Origin of the sequence: Pontibacter fetidus (genome assembly GCF_010119545.1) — a bacterium.
GTDB classification, from domain to species: Bacteria; Bacteroidota; Bacteroidia; order Cytophagales; family Hymenobacteraceae; genus Pontibacter; species Pontibacter fetidus.
The window spans coordinates 212,574-229,482 of the sequence record NZ_JAAEAA010000001.1 but is presented as its reverse complement, the minus strand read 5'-3'; the positions used below and the strand labels follow the sequence as shown (position 1 = coordinate 229,482).

Here is a 16,909-nt window from a genome sequence, read left to right as displayed (position 1 = left end):
AAATTAGAGGGGTGTTAGGCTTAAATATATATTCGAATTATATTGATGGGTTTAAAATTTAGAGGGGTTGTTGTGGTGTTTAAATATTTTTCCAAATACACCCCTTAAAAAATATACCCTTTTTGTAAAACTATGTAATTTGCTTTTATCTTTGTGCTACCAAATAAACATCTCAACCCCAAACCAATGGCAACACTTCGTTTTAAAGCGCTTGAACTTGTAAGCCAGCGCAAACCCTGTGAAGTAACTTTCTCTTCTACAGTAATTTCAGATTTTTTTGGCGAGAACGTATTTAACATGCAGGCCATGCGTGCTACGTTATCATCAGAGTATTATAAAAAACTGAAGCGTACCATTGATGCAGGTGAGCAGGTAGACCGTAACCTGGCTGACGCCGTTGCTGCTGCGATGAAAACATGGGCAATGAGCAAAGGAGCAACGCACTACACGCACTGGTTTCAGCCACTAACCGGCTCTACAGCCGAAAAACATGACTCTTTCTTTGACTTGACCAACGAAGGCGAAGCGATAGAGGCTTTTAGAGGAAGTGCCCTGGTACAGCAGGAGCCGGATGCATCGTCTTTCCCGAGCGGTGGTATCCGAAACACTTTCGAGGCCCGTGGCTATAGTGCCTGGGACCCATCTTCACCTGCCTTTATTATTGAAAATGCCGGTGCTAAAACACTTTGTATTCCTACCATTTTCGTTTCCTATACTGGCGAGGCTCTGGACTACAAAACTCCTTTACTGAAATCGCTGAACCTGTTGGGCGACGCTGCACTACCGGTTTGCCAGTATTTTGATAAGGATGTTACCAAAGTAAATACCACCTTAGGCATTGAGCAGGAATACTTTTTAGTAGACCGCGCCTTATGGGAAGCCCGCCCGGACATGGTATTAACAGGCCGTACCTTGTTTGGCCATGCCCCGGCCAAAGGCCAGCAGCTGGAGGACCATTATTTTGGTTCTATCCCGAGCCGCGTGCATGCGTTTATGGTTGATTTTGAGAAGTCAGCTTTGCGTTTAGGTATTCCGTTAAGAACCCGTCACAACGAAGTTGCCCCTAACCAGTTTGAGTGCGCCCCAACCTATGAAGATGCTAACCTTGCCGTAGACCATAACCAGTTGCTAATGGACATTATGGACCGTGTAGCTGAGCGTCATAACTTTAAAGTATTACTGCACGAGAAACCATATAAAGGCGTAAATGGAAGTGGCAAACATAACAACTGGGCACTGAGCACAAACACAGGAGTTAACCTGCTAAGCCCGGGCAAAAAACCAAAGGAAAACCTGCAATTCCTGACTTTCTTCATCAATACCATGATGGCCGTTTACAAGCACGCCGATCTGTTGCGCGCAAGTATCGCCTCTGCCAGCAACGACCATCGCCTGGGTGCCAACGAAGCTCCGCCGGCGATCATGTCGGTATTTGTAGGGCAGCAACTATCAGCTGTGTTAGATGAACTGGAGCGCACCTCAAAAGTGCCGATGGAGAAAGGCGACAACATGTACCTGAAACTGGGCATCGACCGCATTCCGGAAGTTTTACGAGACAACACCGACCGTAACCGTACTTCGCCATTTGCTTTTACCGGTAATAAATTCGAGTTCCGTGCAGTAGGTTCATCGGCTAACAGTTCCTCGTCTATGACAGTGCTTAACACAATTGTAGCCGACCAACTGATCGAATTCCGAAACGTAGTAGATGAACTGATAGAGAAGCAGGGGATGAAAAAGGAACTGGCCATTATCCAGATCCTGCGTGAGTACGTGGTGGCATCCAAAGCAATTCGTTTTGAAGGCAATGGTTACTCTAAAGAATGGGAGGAGGAAGCAGAGCGCCGTGGTTTATCCAACGTTAAATCTACCCCGCTAGCCCTGGATGTGTACCACAGAGCCGAAGTGATAGACCTGTTCTCGAAACATGGTATTTTTACGAAAGTGGAAGTAGCTGCCCGCCACGAGATATTGCTGGAAGATTACATCAAAAAGATCCAGATCGAGTCGCGTATTATGGGTGACCTGGCTGTAAACCACGTGATCCCGACAGCAGTTGCTTACCAGAACAAGCTGATCCAGAACATACGTGGGTTAAAAGACCTGGGCCTGGAAGATGAGTACACTGCCACAACTATAGAAGCGATCAAGAAAATGTCGCGCCACATCACTACTATACAGCGCAGCGTCGATGCCATGATCGAAGCCCGTAAGGTTGCTAATAAAATTGAAGATGCCCGTGAGCGTGCTATTATGTACCGCGAGCAGGTGTTCAGTTACTTTGATACGATCCGTTACAGCGTAGATAAACTGGAACTGATGGTGGATGATGAAGACTGGCCGCTAGTGAAGTATCGTGAACTGATGTTCCGTCATTAATCATATTGATTATTATAAAAAAGGGTGTCTATTTAAGGCGCCCTTTTTTATTTTCATTTTAGGGAAATCCGGATTAAAGTTTACTTATTCTTTCCGGTAAACTTACTGATTGCTTCACCGCTGAGCTTGGCAAGTATAAGCGGGATAACTATAGCGGCTATACTTACTGCTATTACTTTTCGCAGACCTAATCGCATGACCAGGTTTGTAGCAATGTGGTCCCGTAGTTCGTTTAACATAAACTTACCGGCATTGGTCATTGGCTTTCCTTCCAACACATCCTGCACGGCTCTCCACTTACCTTTTTGCAACTGTCGCTTCAGGAAACCAACCACCGATTCGTTTGTGATCAGTATAGCCTGGCTTAGCTGTTCCTGCCGTAATTTGCCCCATCGCAATATGTCGCTTAAGCGCTGCTGCGTGTTGTCGGGGATGAATGCGCGCATGTGTATCATAAGTCGCTGATTTATAACACTTCATACGTATTTCGCAACACTTATGTAATGCTGGTTTATAGTTATGTTTAAAAAAGCTAATTTTACGCAATTTCCCCTTTGAACAAAGCAGACGCAACTTTAGTTAAGAGATAGATGAATTGCGAGATCGATCAAATGAATAAGAGTTATTGCCCGAGCATGACGGAATACAAACGTCGCAAAACGCGGGTTGTGAATATTGGCGGAGTTCCGATGGGTGGCGATTACCCGATCCGGGTACAATCAATGACTACAGTGGATACGATGGATACGCTTGGTTCTGTGGAGCAGTGTATCCGGATGATAGAAGCTGGTTGTGAGTATATCCGTATCACGGCGCCAAGTATAAAAGAAGCTGAGAATTTAAAGCATATTAAGGAAGAACTGAACAGGCGTGGTTATAATGTTCCGCTTGTAGCAGACATACATTTTACACCAAATGCCGCCGAAGTTGCTGCCCGTATAGTTGAGAAAGTGCGCGTAAACCCAGGCAACTATGCTGATAAGAAGAAATTTGAAGTTATAGAATATAACAACGAAACCTACCAAGCAGAACTGGATCGTATCCGGGACCGTTTTGTGCCGTTGGTACGCATTTGTAAAGAACACGGCACTGCCATGCGCATCGGTACAAATCATGGTTCGTTGTCGGATCGTATACTTAGCCGCTACGGCGATACACCGCTGGGCATGGTAGAAAGCGCTCTGGAATTTATCCGGATCTGTGAAAGTGAAGGCTACTATGATCTGGTGATCTCGATGAAAGCCTCGAACACGCAGGTAATGGTGCAGGCTTACCGTTTGCTTGTTCAGAAACTGGACGAAGAAGGTTTGCAGCCATATCCGTTGCACCTGGGCGTAACAGAAGCCGGCGAGGCAGAAGACGGTCGTATTAAATCGGCGGTTGGTATTGGTACCTTGCTGGAAGATGGTCTGGGAGATACTGTTCGCGTGTCGCTTACAGAAGCACCGGAAGCCGAAGCACCTGTAGCCAAAGCACTGATCGACCGGTATACGCATCGTGCCGAAAAAGCTGATCCCATCAAGCCAATCTGCAATGTTCCTATCGACCCTTTCCAGTATCATCGCAGAGAAACCATTGAAGTAGAAAACCTGGGTGCACAGAATGTACCTCGCGTAATTGCTGACCTGAGCCGCTTAACAGCTATCCAATATGCTGACCTGAAAAGTGTTGGGCACCTGTACTCGATGCTGCTCGATAAGTTTAACATGAACGACCTGGGTGCTGACTACATTTACACCGGCGATAACCCGATCACGTTTATGTTGCCTAATGGTCTGAAGGAGATCGTGAACTATAGTTCGTGGCAAAAAGCAGAGCATACTGAACACCGCCATCCGCTGTTAACGGTTGCGCAATTCCTGACGGACCAGCCACGCCATGCTAAACTTAACTTTATACTGGCAACTATAAACGACCTGACGTCGGAAGTTTTAGAAAGATTAAAAACAGATGGAACTGCCGTTCTGATGCTGCATACTACAAACGAGCATGCCATGCCGGAGCTACGTAAGTGCTTTTTCAGGTTGATGAATAATGGCGTTCAGGTTCCATGTATCATTAAAAGAGCGTACGGCCAACTGACTTCGGATGAAGTACAACTTTATGCCTCAACGGATGTGGGCGGTTTGCTGATTGATGGCTTGGGAGATGGTGTAATGCTGGGAACAGAACTATTGCCGGAACAGGAGAAAGGAGCATGGCTGCAAACGATTGATACGCTGAATAAGCTGAGCTTTGGTATATTGCAGGCAGCCCGCACACGCATGAGCAAGACTGAGTACATCAGTTGCCCGAGTTGTGGCCGTACCTTATTCGACCTGCAGGAAACCACCGCTATGATCCGGAAACGTACTGACCACCTGAAAGGAGTGAAGATCGGAATTATGGGCTGTATTGTAAACGGCCCCGGCGAAATGGCTGATGCAGATTACGGGTATGTAGGTGTAGGCAAAGACAAGATTGCGCTGTACCGCGGACAGACTGTTGTTAAAAAATCAGTACCAGCTGACCGGGCCGTGGACGAACTGATAGAACTGATACGCGAAGATGCCCGCTGGATTGAACCTGTAAAGCTGGAAGAGTAACAGGTCTATTACAAACTATAATTTATAACTGTTAACCCATATTACCATGAAGGGATTATTTGATTTCACGGAAGTGGCTACTTATTTTTTCCGTAAGAAAGACCCTAACCGCAAAAGCAGTTTTAACCTGCGTGCCATGCATACTATCAATAAAATTTCGATACTGATGTTTTTGGCAGCCATCATTTATTTTATTGTAACACACCTATAGTTTACGAACTATAAAATATAGTAAAGGAGAGCTGTTTAGTTCTCCTTTTTTATTACATTGTATCCCGCTTTTAAGTAACCTACTATACCATGCATATAGAAGCTTTAAGGGAGTATTGCCTTGCTAAACCCGGGACAACCGAGGAACTGCCATTTGATGAAGACACCTTGGTTTTTAAGGTTTGCGGTAAGATGTACGCTTTGTGCAGTATAAATGAGTTTGAAAATGGCATTGCATTAAAATGCGATCCTGAACATGCCGTAATCTTGCGGGAGCAATACGTCCAGATTAAGCCCGGCTACCACATGAACAAACAACATTGGAACACTGTGCTACCTGAAGCCGGACTGCCAGAACAGTTACTTAAAAGCCTGATAGATGACTCTTATGCGCTGGTTGCATCTAAACTTACAAAAGCACAGAAACTGACTATATGATTGTAGCCTAGCATAAAAGCGAAAAGGAAATTTATCACCTGGAATTGTAAATTTTTAAAACCTATAGTTGCGGTATATTATAACAATAGCTAACCTGTTGCGTACTCTGAAAACAATGCAATTTCAGTTTTAGCCGTTAGTATACGAAACAGAGTTGTTTAGCTTAAAATTTTAACCGTTTGTCTTATTTATTCGAAATTTTTAAGTATAATTGACACTACACTTTACATTTATTTATGCACTTTGAGAATGAAGTTGGGATCAAGATCCGCAACGAGTGGCAGAAGGCAAGTTTAAACCTTCTTTATACTTATGGTTTTCTCTTTAACGGTTACGAGAACTTCTTTAAGCGTTATGGTCTTACCACGCAGCAGTACAATGCTGTGCGTATACTTCAGGAACAATATCCTAACCCGATTTCTACTTCAGGGTTGAGGGACAAGATGCTGGATAAAATGTCTGATACATCGAGGCTGGTGAGCAGGCTGAATGCAAAGGGCTTTGTAGATGTAAAACAAAACCCACACGACAAGCGCCTGGTAAACATTATACTTTCAGAAAAAGGGCACCGCTTAATGGAAACTATTGAGCCCGAGTTAAACCTGCTGGATAGTATGATGAACGGACTGACCGAAGAAGAAGCTATTATGCTTAGTGAACTGCTTTCCAAAGTGCGGACATCAGTAAAAACAGCTTGCCGCAGGATACGCGCTACAACGGTGGCAGAAACAAACTAGATTGAACTTTATAAAACAATAAGAGGGTAATTATGCGGTGCATGGTTACCCTTTTTTGTTGGCTATAGTTGCTTAAAAACCAAAAGCCGCCAGGAGTTGAGTCTGGCAGCTTTTAGTGAGTTAGTTGGTAAAATGGAATACTTTTATACTACCACGTTTATAATTTTGTTAGGTACTATAATAACTTTCTTTGGTGTTTTTCCATCAAAAAAACGAATAACCTGTTCATCTGCCAATACCGCTTTTTCAATTTCTTCGCGCGGCGTATCTGTGGCAAACGAAAGCTTATGACGCGTCTTACCATTTACCGATACCGGGTATTCAAATGTATTCTCTACCAGGTACTCTTCTTTCCATTGCGGGAAACCAGCATAGCTGATACTTTCAGAATAGCCCAGCTGCTGCCAGATCTCTTCAGTAATATGCGGCGCGTAAGGTGCCAGAACTTTAGTTAACGGCTCCAGTATAGCACGTTTGTTTGTTTTAAGTTGCGTAAGTTCATTAACGCAGATCATAAACGTAGCCACCGACGTGTTGAACGAGAAACGCTCTATATCTTCTTCTACTTTCTTGATTGTCTTATGCAGCGTTTTCAGTTCTTCGGCAGTAGGCTGCTCTTCTGAAACTATAAAGTTGCCATTGTTATCATGGAAGAGCTTCCAGTACTTCTTCAGGAACTTGTGCACCCCATCCATGCCATTGGTATTCCATGGCTTGAACTGCTCCAGCGGACCTAAGAACATCTCGTACATACGCAGCGTATCAGCACCCATTTTCTCAACCAGGTCATCCGGGTTCACCACGTTATACTTCGACTTCGACATTTTCTCAATCTCGACGCCTACATGGTATTTGCCATCCTCCAGTACAAACTCTGCATTCGCATTTTCCGGTCTCCAGGCTTTAAAGGCTTCTAAATCCAGGATGTCGTTTTCTACAATGTTTACATCCACGTGCAACTGGGTAGTTTCATACTGATTTTTCAATCCGTAAGAAACATACTTGTTGGTGCCGTTGATGCGATAAACAAAGTTAGAGCGGCCCTGGATCATGCCCTGGTTAATAAGCTTTTTGAACGGCTCTTCTTCCACTACTAAGCCAAGGTCAAACATAAATTTGTTCCAGAAGCGGGAGTAGAGCAGGTGACCAGTTGCGTGCTCTGAACCACCGATATACAGGTCAACATTACGCCAGTACTCGATCTTGTCTTTTGCTGCAAACTCGGTGTTGTTCTGTGGGTCCATGTAACGGTACCAGTACCAGCTGCTGCCTGCCCAGCCTGGCATCGTGCTCAGTTCATACTCATACTGATCTTCATATTTCCAGTCCACGGCGCGGCCAAGTGGCGGCTCGCCGGTTTCTGTTGGCAGGTACGCATCAATTTTTGGTAGCTCTAATGGCAGCTCTTCATCTTTCAGTAATTGCGGAATGCCATCTTTAAAGTAAACCGGAACCGGCTCGCCCCAGTAACGCTGACGACTGAAAACAGCATCGCGCATACGATACTGCACGCGACCTTTACCTACACCCAGTTCTTCTGTTTTGGCTATGCCTGCTTTTATAGCGTCCTTCACGTCCAGCCCATTCAGGAAACCGGAGTTAATGATCTTTCCTTCTTTAGCTGCGTAGGCTTCTTCTTCAATATTGCCACCTTCCACAACCTGTTTAATAGGCAGGTTAAAGTGTCTAGCAAACGCATAATCGCGCGAATCATGACCCGGAACGGCCATTACGGCACCGGTACCATAACCAGCCAGCACGTAATCGGCAATCCAGATCGGCACACGTTCTTCCGAAATAGGGTTGATAGCGTAAGCACCTGTAAACACACCGCTTACGGTTTTCACGTCCGTCATGCGCTCGCGCTCCGAACGGTTTTTGGCTACGTTTACATATTTTTCAACTTCAGCGCGCTGTGCATCAGTGGTTATCTCTGCAACAAGGTCATGCTCAGGGGCAAGCACAACAAACGTAGCCCCGAAAATTGTATCAATACGCGTAGTGAAAACTTTAATGTGGCCATCACCTTCAATAGCAAAGTCCAGCTCGGCACCAACCGATTTGCTGATCCAGTTGCGCTGCATTTCTTTTACAGGCTCCGGCCAGTCTATAGTATCCAGACCTTGTAATAAACGCTCAGCGTAGGCTGTGATACGCATCATCCACTGGCGCATTTTCTTACGCTCTACAGGATAACCGCCACGCTCTGAAACACCACCAACTACTTCGTCATTCGCCAGTACAGTACCCAAAGCAGGGCACCAGTTTACAACCGCTTCGGCAACGTAGGTTAGTCTATACTTTAGCAACAGTTCAGCCTGCTGCTGCTCGTTCATCGCTTTCCAGTCTTCTGCAGTAAAGGCGGGTGTATCTTCGTCGCAGGCGGCATTTATAGTTGCGTTTCCGTTGGCTTCAAACTCAGCGATCAGCTTATCTATGCTTTCTGCTTTATCAGAACTATAGTTATAGTAGCTGTTGAACAGTTGCTTAAATATCCACTGCGTCCATTTATAGTAGTTAGGGTCAGAAGTGCGCACTTCGCGTTCCCAGTCAAAAGAGAAACCGATATTCTTCAGCTGCTCTACATAGCGGGCAATATTCTGTTCTGTAGTTATAGCCGGATGCTGACCGGTTTGTATGGCATATTGCTCTGCTGGCAAACCAAACGAGTCGAAGCCCATCGGGTGCAGCACGTTAAAACCTTTCAGGCGCTTGTAACGGCTAACTATATCAGAGGCAATGTAGCCAAGCGGGTGACCAACGTGCAGACCGGCACCAGATGGATACGGGAACATATCCAGTGCGTAGTATTTTGGTTTACCGTTAGTTTCGTTGGCTTTAAACGTCTGGTTTTCTTCCCAGTAGCGCTGCCATTTTTTCTCAATCTGGCTGAAATTATATTCTGACATAGTTTAAATCGAATTCGCTTGTTCTAACTTAAACCGCTAAGTTAATTGTTGGGAGGCTAAATGGCTAAATTGTTGGATGGTTAAATTGCTTTTTATGCTTTCAACTATAAACAACAATCAAACAATTTATCAATTCAACAATCAATAGTACCTTTGCAGCTTTAAAGAGGAACTATAGAAATGGAAAAATACGATCTACTGGATGTGCCGCACCTGATCTATGTAATGGACCCGATGTGCTCGTGGTGTTATGGTTTTGCGCCGGTGCTGCATCGCATAAAAAATGAACAGGAAGGCAAACTGAACTTTAAACTGGTACTGGGCGGACTACGCGCGAACACTGAACCAATGGATGCGGAGAATGTTGCCAAAACCAGACAGCACTGGCAGGATGTAGAGCAGGTAACCAGGCAGCCTTTCAACTATAGTTTCTTCGACAGAACTGATTTTATCTATAACACCGAACCTGCCTGTCGCGCCGTAATTACCATGCGTTACCTGAATGCGGAAGCAGAACTGGAGATGGCAGAGAAAGTACAGGCTGCTTTTTATGCGGGTAATAACGATGTAACGAATGAAGTGGTGCTGGCTGAGATCGCCTCTACGTTCGGGGTTGAAGAAGACGTGTTTCTGGAGAAGTTTAACTCCGATGAAATGAAAGAGAAAACTCAACAGGATTTTCTGATTGCCCGCCGCCTGCAAGCTGTTGCTTTCCCGAGCATGTATTTGTTAAACGGACATGAAGTGCATTTGCTGAGCCGTGGGTACCGCACATACGAAGCGATGAATATGTTGCTGGAGAATGCCATGAAGCAGATCAACAACCCGAAATAGCAGGCTATAGTTACTGTTTCAATCTGATTATGCGTATGGCACGTTAAAGTTATAGCCTGACACACTATGAAAACCCATCGAAACAACACTGCCGTTTGCCAGATTACCGGTAAGCATTTGCCAATGCAGCAACTGGTTTCGGGTGTCGGTATCCGCAAGAGCATCCTGGACCTGATAAAAGCAGATCACCCGGATTTCGATGAGAAAGGCCTTATATCGATTGCTGTGCTGAACCAGTACCGCAACAAGTACCTCGAAAACATGCTTACCAGCGAGATGGGCGAGCTTTCGGTGCTGGAAAAAGAAGTAATCCAAAGTATAAACCAACACGAACTGCTATCATCCAATATCGAAACGGAGTTGTCTGAAAACCTGACGTTCGGGGAGCGGGTATCGGATAAGATTGCGTCGTTTGGTGGCAGCTGGACGTTTATACTCATCTTCTTTTCTTTTCTTTTTATCTGGATGGCTATCAATATATATTTCGTAGCCAACCGCCCTTTTGACCCATACCCGTTTATACTTTTAAACCTTATCCTGTCTTGTCTGGCTGCCATACAGGCACCTATTATTATGATGAGCCAGAACAGGAAAGAGGCCAAAGACCGGCAACGCTCCGAATACGATTACCAGGTAAACCTGAAAGCTGAACTGGAAATAAGATTGCTGCACGAAAAAATAGATCACCTGATCATCAACCAAAACCAACGCCTGATAGAGATACAGCAGATTCAGGTAGATTTGCTGGAAGACATTATGGTAGGCCTGAAAAGTAAAAAAAACTAACCAGCAACGTTACTACTTACCGGGTCGATGCCATTCCAGGTGCCAACTGTTTTCACAACTATAAACCGCGCAAAGAGCTCTTCGGAATACCAGTTTTCTGCGCGGGTTCTTTTAATTACTTCCAGATGCTTTGGGTTGCGGTAGGCATAAGTTTTCATGGCTTCCGCTGAGTTCCAGATACTGAATGTTGCCTGCCGGATAAGTGGTAATTCACCCATCCCAATCGAACAAAGCAAGCCTTCAGCCTTATCCAATGCCTTGCTGGATTGTGGTACATATTTCCAGAAACTTGGCAGTGCCCGCCAGTTTATACTGGCACGTGTAATAACAGCCATCGGTCCCGAACTATAGGTCAGATCTGAAACAGGCGTGAAGGGTTCTTTTTTATCCCATTGCCCATGGCTTTGCAGCGGTTGCAGGTAACAGGTCCATTGCTCAAACGAGTGTTGCCTGTATTCGTGCATCAGTTCTGATCTCTCGAAAAAATCTGTGGCAGCCTGTTCGCTTTGCCAAGTACAGATGAGCCCGTAGCGGTAAAAATTGGGTTTTATACTAAAGCCTTTGCCATGTCCGCTGCCCAGTAATTTATAAAACACCAGCCCCGGCACTTTTTGCAACTCAGGCCCTGACGTTCCCATTTGTGCCAGACCCCAGCGCATATGTCCATTTTTTATACCAAATAAGGTAAGGGTGGTAAGGGTAGAGGTTGGCGCTATAGTTGGTTGCAAGAGATGTATAGTTAGTAAATTACAGTTGAAAGGTACGTGTTATCGTTTTAAAACAGAACTATAGTAAATAAAAACACCTGCCAGATGGGAGTAAGGCAGGTGTTGCTTTCAAGCTATAGGTATTCTTTTATACTTACAGGTTGATCTTTTTGTTTTCGCCGGGATGAGCAGGTTCGCCTGTTATGGCTGCTTTTACTACACCATACAAATGTACCACCGCACTGTTCGGCGAGTCCCAGTATTCTGCTTTGTCAATGGTAACTTTTATCAGTCCTACATTCGGGTCGTCTTTGCCTTCCGGAAACCAGGCTTTCATCGCAGGGTTCCATAGTTCATCGATCTTGGCTTTGTCCCGTGAGATAGACGCCCTGCCAGACACTGATACATACAGGTTATTTGAAGGATCTGCATAGCTCAGGTTTACATGTGAGTCATTTTTTAGCTCATGCGATTTGGCAGATTCGTAACCGGTAAAAAACCAGATAATACCGTCGTCCTTTATCTGCATGTTACGCATCGGGCGACTGCGCAGGCTGCCGTCATCGTCTGCAGTGGTCATCATACAAGTATCAACGTCCTTTATCTTGTCTATCAGTTTCTGTAAGTTCTCGTTTTGTTCGTTATTCATAGTTTTATTTTCTTGGATTCGTGTTTCTGATTACGCGCCCTTAAAGCAAAGGGTTTGTAACCGTGCCGTTTATACTTTTAAGAACAATGTAAAGTATAAGTTGTTTAGAGTGATCTACCTTTAAAATATTGTTTTGAATTATCTCGCCCATTTATACCTGTCCGGTAACGACGAAGAATTGCTGCTCGGCAACTTTATAGCTGATGCTGTGAAAGGCAACAAAGCTACGAACTATAGTCCGGGCATTGCGCGCGGCATAAAACTTCACCGCCTTATTGATTCCTATACCGATTCTCATCCTGTTGTTTCAGAAACAAAAACACGTTTGCGCGACAAATATAAAAAGTACGCACCGGTGGTAGCAGACCTTTATTTCGACCACTTCCTGGCCAAGCATTTTGAGAGATTCGCTAATGAGTCGCTGGATGCTTATACCCAACGAACCTATAGTTTGATCAGCAATCATTTACCAAATTTGCCGGAGCGGGTGCAGTATTTTTTCCCGTACATGATGGCACAAAACTGGCTATTGGGATATGCAGAAATAGAAGGAATTGCCAAGGCATTGACTGGCCTTAGTCGCCGCACAAGTTTCGAATCCGGGATGGAAACAGCAGGGGAGGAATTGACGCTAAACTATAGTTTGTACCACCAGGATTTTGAATTGTTTTTCCCGGAACTGGAGAAGTATGTGGGGGAAGTGAAGTGGCAGATTTAGTGTTTTCAAAATGTTATAGGGTGTTGAGTTTCAGATAACGCTAGGTGTTCGTTTCTGCCTTTGCTATAATTACAACTATAGTTTTATAGCTACAGTTTTACCTCACCCCAGCCCTCTCCTAAAAACAGGAGAGGGAGTTTTGCTAAAGCCATAGTTATCATTATAGTGCTATAGTTTCAGCCTATTTGCGGACAGGTCGCGACCTGTCCCTACGGAAATACATAACAGAAAAACTATAGAACTATAGCAGCTCAAACTTTAGATAAACTATAGCTATCGAAAGATATCAGTCTTTGGGTTGAGCGCCTTTGACTTGTTGCGGTGCCGATAGGCAATCCGAGGCACGAGGATAGCAAGAAGGCAGCAGCTCGATGCCCATAGACGGGGCCTCCCGGCCGTGAGGGCACCAAAGCTGGATTGAAACGATGGGCTTATTGAGCTCCCAGGATTAAAATTAGCAATGAAAGAAAAGGCTTGTGGCAATTGTAGAAAGCTTCAACTATAGGACATATAAGATCCTTCGACTACGCTCAGGATGACAAAGGAGAAACTTTAATCTAAGATAGATTTCTCACGTTGTTCGAAATGACAAAAAAGAAACTATAAAACAAAAAAGCAGCATAAGGTTAATCTTATGCTGCTTCCGGAACTAAACGTTCAGATACTATTAATGATGATGACCACCGGCCCCATGTACGTGGCCATGATCCAGTTCTTCCTGTGAAGCATCACGCACCTGAGCAACTTTACCTTTAAAATGTAACTCTTTGCCAGCCAGCGGATGGTTGAAGTCCATGGTTACATTTGAGTCAGTAACGTTTGCTACGCGGCCTTGTAACTGGTTGCCTTCGCTGTCAGTCATTGGTATAAAGTTGCCTACCTCCAGCATGTTATCCGGCACGGCACCTTCCACTTCAAATACATTCATCGGCAGTTCTACTACCGCGTTTTCATCAAACTCGCCGTAGCCTTCTTCTGCATCTAGTGTAAATTCAAAGTTGTCGCCTTCGCTTAGGTTGCTCAGGTTTTCTTCGAACTGATCTGGCAGGCCGCTCATGCCGTAAATAAAGGCCATTGGCTGCTCTTCGTTCGCTATTTCTATCACGCTTTGCTCTCCGTTTTCGTTTTGCACACGCAGTTCGTAGGTAAGCGTTACTACTTTGTTCTTTTCAATTTTCATTTTATCGTTGATTTTTTTGATGGCAGCAAGGTAACCAATTATACTTGCTTTGTCATGCTTCGGTTCAAATTATCGGCTAAGGCAGGCACTCGGTCAGTTCCCACGCACTTTTATAAGCATTGATACTTTCGGTATACTTTATAAAAGCGTCGTAGTAGGGGTGATGGGTTAAAGTGGCACTATCGCCAACTATAACCAGCTTCTTTTTAGCCCGTGTCATGCCCACGTTCATTCTCCTGATATCGCTCAGGAAGCCTATCTCGCCGGTCTCGTTGCTGCGTACCATGCTGATGTAAATAATATCGCGCTCCTGACCCTGGAAACTATCTACTGTACCAATCGACAGCTCACGTTTATGGTAAAGTTCATGTAGATGCGGCATATGTTCCACTCTGTCCTGCAGGTAATTTATTTGGGCGCGGTAAGGCGCAATTACTCCAATTTTAAGTGGGGCAACTTCTTCGTCCTGTTCGTAATCTTTCAGCAACAGTTGCAGGTGGTTTAACAACAGATCAGCTTCTTCGGGGTTGGCAGAACTTTGCGCTTCGGGGTTTACCACTTCGTTGTAGCCACAACCGGCCGTATCTATAAATTCAACGGCAAGGCCGGGTTTAAAGAACGTATCGTAGCCATGCAGGTCGCTGTTATATACGCTTTCGTGGGCAGTAAGCTCGCCGTTGTAAAACTGCTCGTTCGAGAACTGCATAATGTGGTGGTGCATACGGTACTGGGTTTTCAGCATCACCGATACATCTTTCTGCCTTTCGATACATTTCTCAAACAGCGTAATACTTAAGCCTTTCTGGTCGGCCAAAAAAGACTTAACAGTGGGTGGTAACTGGCAATGGTCACCGGCTAAAACTACTTTGTTTGCTCTGGTAATCGGTACCCAGCAGGCAGGCTCCAGGGCCTGGGCCGCTTCATCAATAAAAACGGTATCGTAGTGCAGGTGGCGGATGGCTTTGTTCGCAGCACCCACCAACGTACAGGTTATCACCTGCACATTGTCCAGCAAGTCCTCGGTAATGTAATGCTCTATGTTATCGGCTTCGTCTAATAAGCGGTTGCTTTCGGCTTTGTATAGTTGGCGCTGCATGCGCTCTTCGTGCCCGAACTTACGCTTAAACTGGTAAGCCATGCGCTTGTACTCCTCAGCAGTTTTACGCACCGTTTTCAGATCTTTATAGGCCTTATGGTCCATGATCTGCGCATCCAAAGTATGCTCCAGCAACACATCCGACACCCGCGACGGATTGCCAATACGGATCACATTTACGCCTTCGTTTGCCAGTTTTTCGGTAAGTAAGTCTACAGCTGTGTTGGAAGGTGCCGTTACAAGCAAGCGCTTCTGGGTTTTTAAAGAATGAAGTATAGCCTGTACCAGTGTAGTGGTTTTGCCTGTGCCCGGAGGACCATGTATAATGGCTACATCTTTGGCCTGTGCTACTTTGCGCACTGCATCGTTCTGCGACTCGTTCAGGGCCTGAATTTCAGGGACTTTAATATCTGTAAAAGTGGGAACCTTAATGCCTAACAAAATATCGCGCAGCTCGGCAAGGCGGGTTTTATCTGTTTCAATTACTTTTTTCAGAGCATACTCCATTTCGCGGTAGCTCATTTCATCAAAAGTCAGGTCGATGCCCAGTTTGCCATCGTCTATCCAGTCGGGGAGGTCTTCTTTATTAGTTGCGAGCTGGATTTTGTTGCGTTTCAGGCCAACTATAACGCCGTTCAAGGTATTGCGTTCGCCGCTGTTACTGAACAAAGCCGCTGCTTTACCCGTCTGGAAAAGGTGCAGTTGGTCGCGGCCCGAGGTGCGTTCCAGTTCTATGACTACTTTGTTCCCAAAACCAATCTCTTCTTTCGAAATCACAACCGGGTACCAGCAAAAACCCATATCCTTGCGCTCCTGTATCGAGCTTTTCAGGCTTTTAATTTTATATTGCTGGCGGTCTTCTTCCTGTTCTATTTTAAGCAGTTGCTGTACCTGCTTTAACTCTTCAAAAATATCTCTCATCTATGTCAAAAAATAAAGGCTGGTATAGTAACGCCAGCCTTTGCCTTGTGTTAGCATTTGTATACGTGTGCAAGCTAAAAGGCAAGCAACCTATAACATAAATTATGCGGTTTTTAATTCCGAATTTATACCCTAAAACTATAGTTTAAGCTTTCTTTTTACGCACCTTGCTTTTGGCCTTATTCAACCTTACCTGCAGCACAATTGCATAGAACAAAAGTATAGCAGCCACGATAGCCAGCACTGTAATTACTTTATCTTTACCGTAGCGTTTTTCATCAGCCTCATTTACCTGCACTTCCAGGTCTTTTATAGTTCGTTCACGTTTTTTAACCTGGCTCTGCAGCGAGCTAATCTGGCTTTGTAAGCCTTCTATCCGATCGTTTATCTGGCGCTCGTCAGCTATAGTTTGCTTGCCGGTTCGCTGGGTTTCTACGGTGGTAGCGGCAATCTTTTTTATACTGGCCTCCTTTACTGCGGCAATCAGTTCCGAGTCTTTTTTAATGATCTCTTTCAGCGTATCAACAATACTGAGCAGGTCCTTTTTAGATTTGTTTCCCCAAAAACTGTTATTCTGCTGGTTCAGGTACTGATATTCTAACACCAGTTGTTCGCGTTCGCTCATCAGGCGGGCAATTTTGTCTTCCTGCGCTTTTGCTTTTTCAGGTGTGGGAGTGTCCTGGGCCTGTACATTCATCAACATAGTACACATCAGGCCCAGCGTTAGGAGTTTTTTCTTCATGGTTTGTATGCTTGCTAT

At 44.9% G+C, this 16,909-nt stretch carries 15 protein-coding genes; 8 read left to right on the top strand and 7 right to left on the bottom strand.

All coding sequences use genetic code 11. From position 1 onward, the window contains the following. Positions 1-186: 186 nt before the first annotated feature. Positions 187-2,379, top strand: a complete 2,193-nt coding sequence (locus GWO68_RS00970; protein ID WP_162344524.1) for a glutamine synthetase III family protein — start codon at positions 187-189, stop codon at positions 2,377-2,379. Positions 2,380-2,459: 80 nt separating this feature from the next. Here GWO68_RS00970 and GWO68_RS00965 read toward each other — a convergent pair whose 3' ends face one another. Next, entirely contained in the window at positions 2,460-2,834 is a 375-nt protein-coding gene (locus tag GWO68_RS00965; RefSeq protein WP_162344523.1) for a hypothetical protein, read from the bottom strand. 156 nt (positions 2,835-2,990) lie between these two features. Here GWO68_RS00965 and ispG point away from each other — a divergent pair, with 156 nt between their 5' ends. From ispG to GWO68_RS00950, 4 genes are all read left to right on the top strand, one after another. Then, on the top strand, positions 2,991-4,964 hold the full coding sequence (gene ispG, locus GWO68_RS00960; protein WP_162344522.1) for a (E)-4-hydroxy-3-methylbut-2-enyl-diphosphate synthase: 1,974 nt from the start codon (positions 2,991-2,993) through the stop codon (positions 4,962-4,964). Positions 4,965-5,010: 46 nt separating this feature from the next. Next, complete coding sequence (locus GWO68_RS17710; RefSeq protein WP_202923621.1) at positions 5,011-5,175, top strand: DUF6728 family protein; 165 nt, start codon at positions 5,011-5,013, stop codon at positions 5,173-5,175. An 89-nt stretch (positions 5,176-5,264) separates the two neighbouring features. Further along, positions 5,265-5,612, top strand: a complete 348-nt coding sequence (locus tag GWO68_RS00955; protein WP_162344521.1) for an MmcQ/YjbR family DNA-binding protein — start codon at positions 5,265-5,267, stop codon at positions 5,610-5,612. Between the two features lie 236 nt (positions 5,613-5,848). Further along, positions 5,849-6,349: a MarR family winged helix-turn-helix transcriptional regulator gene (locus GWO68_RS00950; protein WP_162344520.1), complete on the top strand. Its 501-nt coding sequence runs from the start codon at positions 5,849-5,851 to the stop codon at positions 6,347-6,349. A gap of 143 nt (positions 6,350-6,492) precedes the next feature. Here GWO68_RS00950 and leuS read toward each other — a convergent pair whose 3' ends face one another. Next, positions 6,493-9,258 carry a leucine--tRNA ligase gene (gene leuS, locus GWO68_RS00945; protein ID WP_162344519.1) on the bottom strand — a complete coding sequence of 922 codons (2,766 nt, stop codon included), beginning with the start codon at positions 9,256-9,258 and terminating at the stop codon, positions 6,493-6,495. 180 nt (positions 9,259-9,438) lie between these two features. Between leuS and GWO68_RS00940 the strand changes: the two genes are divergently transcribed. Together GWO68_RS00940 and GWO68_RS00935 are read left to right on the top strand one after the other, a co-directional pair. Then, entirely contained in the window at positions 9,439-10,092 is a 654-nt protein-coding gene (locus GWO68_RS00940) for a DsbA family protein (protein WP_162344518.1), read from the top strand. A gap of 66 nt (positions 10,093-10,158) precedes the next feature. Beyond that, positions 10,159-10,878 (top strand): DUF1003 domain-containing protein, encoded by a 720-nt coding sequence (locus GWO68_RS00935; RefSeq protein WP_162344517.1) that lies wholly within the window; start codon positions 10,159-10,161, stop codon positions 10,876-10,878. Here the strand turns inward: GWO68_RS00935 and GWO68_RS00930 are convergent. Together GWO68_RS00930 and GWO68_RS00925 are read right to left on the bottom strand one after the other, a co-directional pair. After that, complete coding sequence (locus GWO68_RS00930) at positions 10,875-11,606, bottom strand: spheroidene monooxygenase (RefSeq protein ID WP_162344516.1); 732 nt, start codon at positions 11,604-11,606, stop codon at positions 10,875-10,877. The genes GWO68_RS00935 and GWO68_RS00930 overlap by 4 nt on opposite strands. Before the next feature lie 133 nt (positions 11,607-11,739). Beyond that, positions 11,740-12,234, bottom strand: coding sequence for a pyridoxamine 5'-phosphate oxidase family protein (locus GWO68_RS00925; protein ID WP_162344515.1), 495 nt, complete (start codon positions 12,232-12,234; stop codon positions 11,740-11,742). A 133-nt stretch (positions 12,235-12,367) separates the two neighbouring features. Between GWO68_RS00925 and GWO68_RS00920 the strand changes: the two genes are divergently transcribed. Then, a complete protein-coding gene (locus GWO68_RS00920; protein ID WP_162344514.1) occupies positions 12,368-12,952 on the top strand; it encodes an acyl carrier protein phosphodiesterase in 585 nt (194 codons plus the stop codon). A gap of 667 nt (positions 12,953-13,619) precedes the next feature. On the opposite strand, the gene GWO68_RS00915 is transcribed toward GWO68_RS00920, so the two are convergent. From GWO68_RS00915 to GWO68_RS00905, 3 genes are all read right to left on the bottom strand, one after another. Further along, entirely contained in the window at positions 13,620-14,132 is a 513-nt protein-coding gene (locus tag GWO68_RS00915; protein ID WP_162344513.1) for an FKBP-type peptidyl-prolyl cis-trans isomerase, read from the bottom strand. 76 nt (positions 14,133-14,208) lie between these two features. Further along, complete coding sequence (locus tag GWO68_RS00910; protein WP_162344512.1) at positions 14,209-16,149, bottom strand: AAA domain-containing protein; 1,941 nt, start codon at positions 16,147-16,149, stop codon at positions 14,209-14,211. Between the two features lie 145 nt (positions 16,150-16,294). Then, positions 16,295-16,891, bottom strand: coding sequence for a hypothetical protein (locus GWO68_RS00905; RefSeq protein ID WP_162344511.1), 597 nt, complete (start codon positions 16,889-16,891; stop codon positions 16,295-16,297). Between the last annotated feature and the right edge of the window lie 18 nt (positions 16,892-16,909).

Bases quoted from the DNA above. Each gene is read 5' to 3' on its own strand.
- GWO68_RS00970 (WP_162344524.1), top strand. From the start codon at position 187: ATGGCAACACTTCGTTTTAAAGCGCTTGAACTTGTAAGCCAGCGCAAA.
- GWO68_RS00965 (WP_162344523.1), bottom strand. From the start codon at position 2,834: ATGATACACATGCGCGCATTCATCCCCGACAACACGCAGCAGCGCTTA.
- ispG (WP_162344522.1), top strand. From the start codon at position 2,991: ATGAATAAGAGTTATTGCCCGAGCATGACGGAATACAAACGTCGCAAA.
- GWO68_RS17710 (WP_202923621.1), top strand. From the start codon at position 5,011: ATGAAGGGATTATTTGATTTCACGGAAGTGGCTACTTATTTTTTCCGT.
- GWO68_RS00955 (WP_162344521.1), top strand. From the start codon at position 5,265: ATGCATATAGAAGCTTTAAGGGAGTATTGCCTTGCTAAACCCGGGACA.
- GWO68_RS00950 (WP_162344520.1), top strand. From the start codon at position 5,849: ATGCACTTTGAGAATGAAGTTGGGATCAAGATCCGCAACGAGTGGCAG.
- leuS (WP_162344519.1), bottom strand. From the start codon at position 9,258: ATGTCAGAATATAATTTCAGCCAGATTGAGAAAAAATGGCAGCGCTAC.
- GWO68_RS00940 (WP_162344518.1), top strand. From the start codon at position 9,439: ATGGAAAAATACGATCTACTGGATGTGCCGCACCTGATCTATGTAATG.
- GWO68_RS00935 (WP_162344517.1), top strand. From the start codon at position 10,159: ATGAAAACCCATCGAAACAACACTGCCGTTTGCCAGATTACCGGTAAG.
- GWO68_RS00925 (WP_162344515.1), bottom strand. From the start codon at position 12,234: ATGAATAACGAACAAAACGAGAACTTACAGAAACTGATAGACAAGATA.
- GWO68_RS00915 (WP_162344513.1), bottom strand. From the start codon at position 14,132: ATGAAAATTGAAAAGAACAAAGTAGTAACGCTTACCTACGAACTGCGT.
- GWO68_RS00910 (WP_162344512.1), bottom strand. From the start codon at position 16,149: ATGAGAGATATTTTTGAAGAGTTAAAGCAGGTACAGCAACTGCTTAAA.
- GWO68_RS00905 (WP_162344511.1), bottom strand. From the start codon at position 16,891: ATGAAGAAAAAACTCCTAACGCTGGGCCTGATGTGTACTATGTTGATG.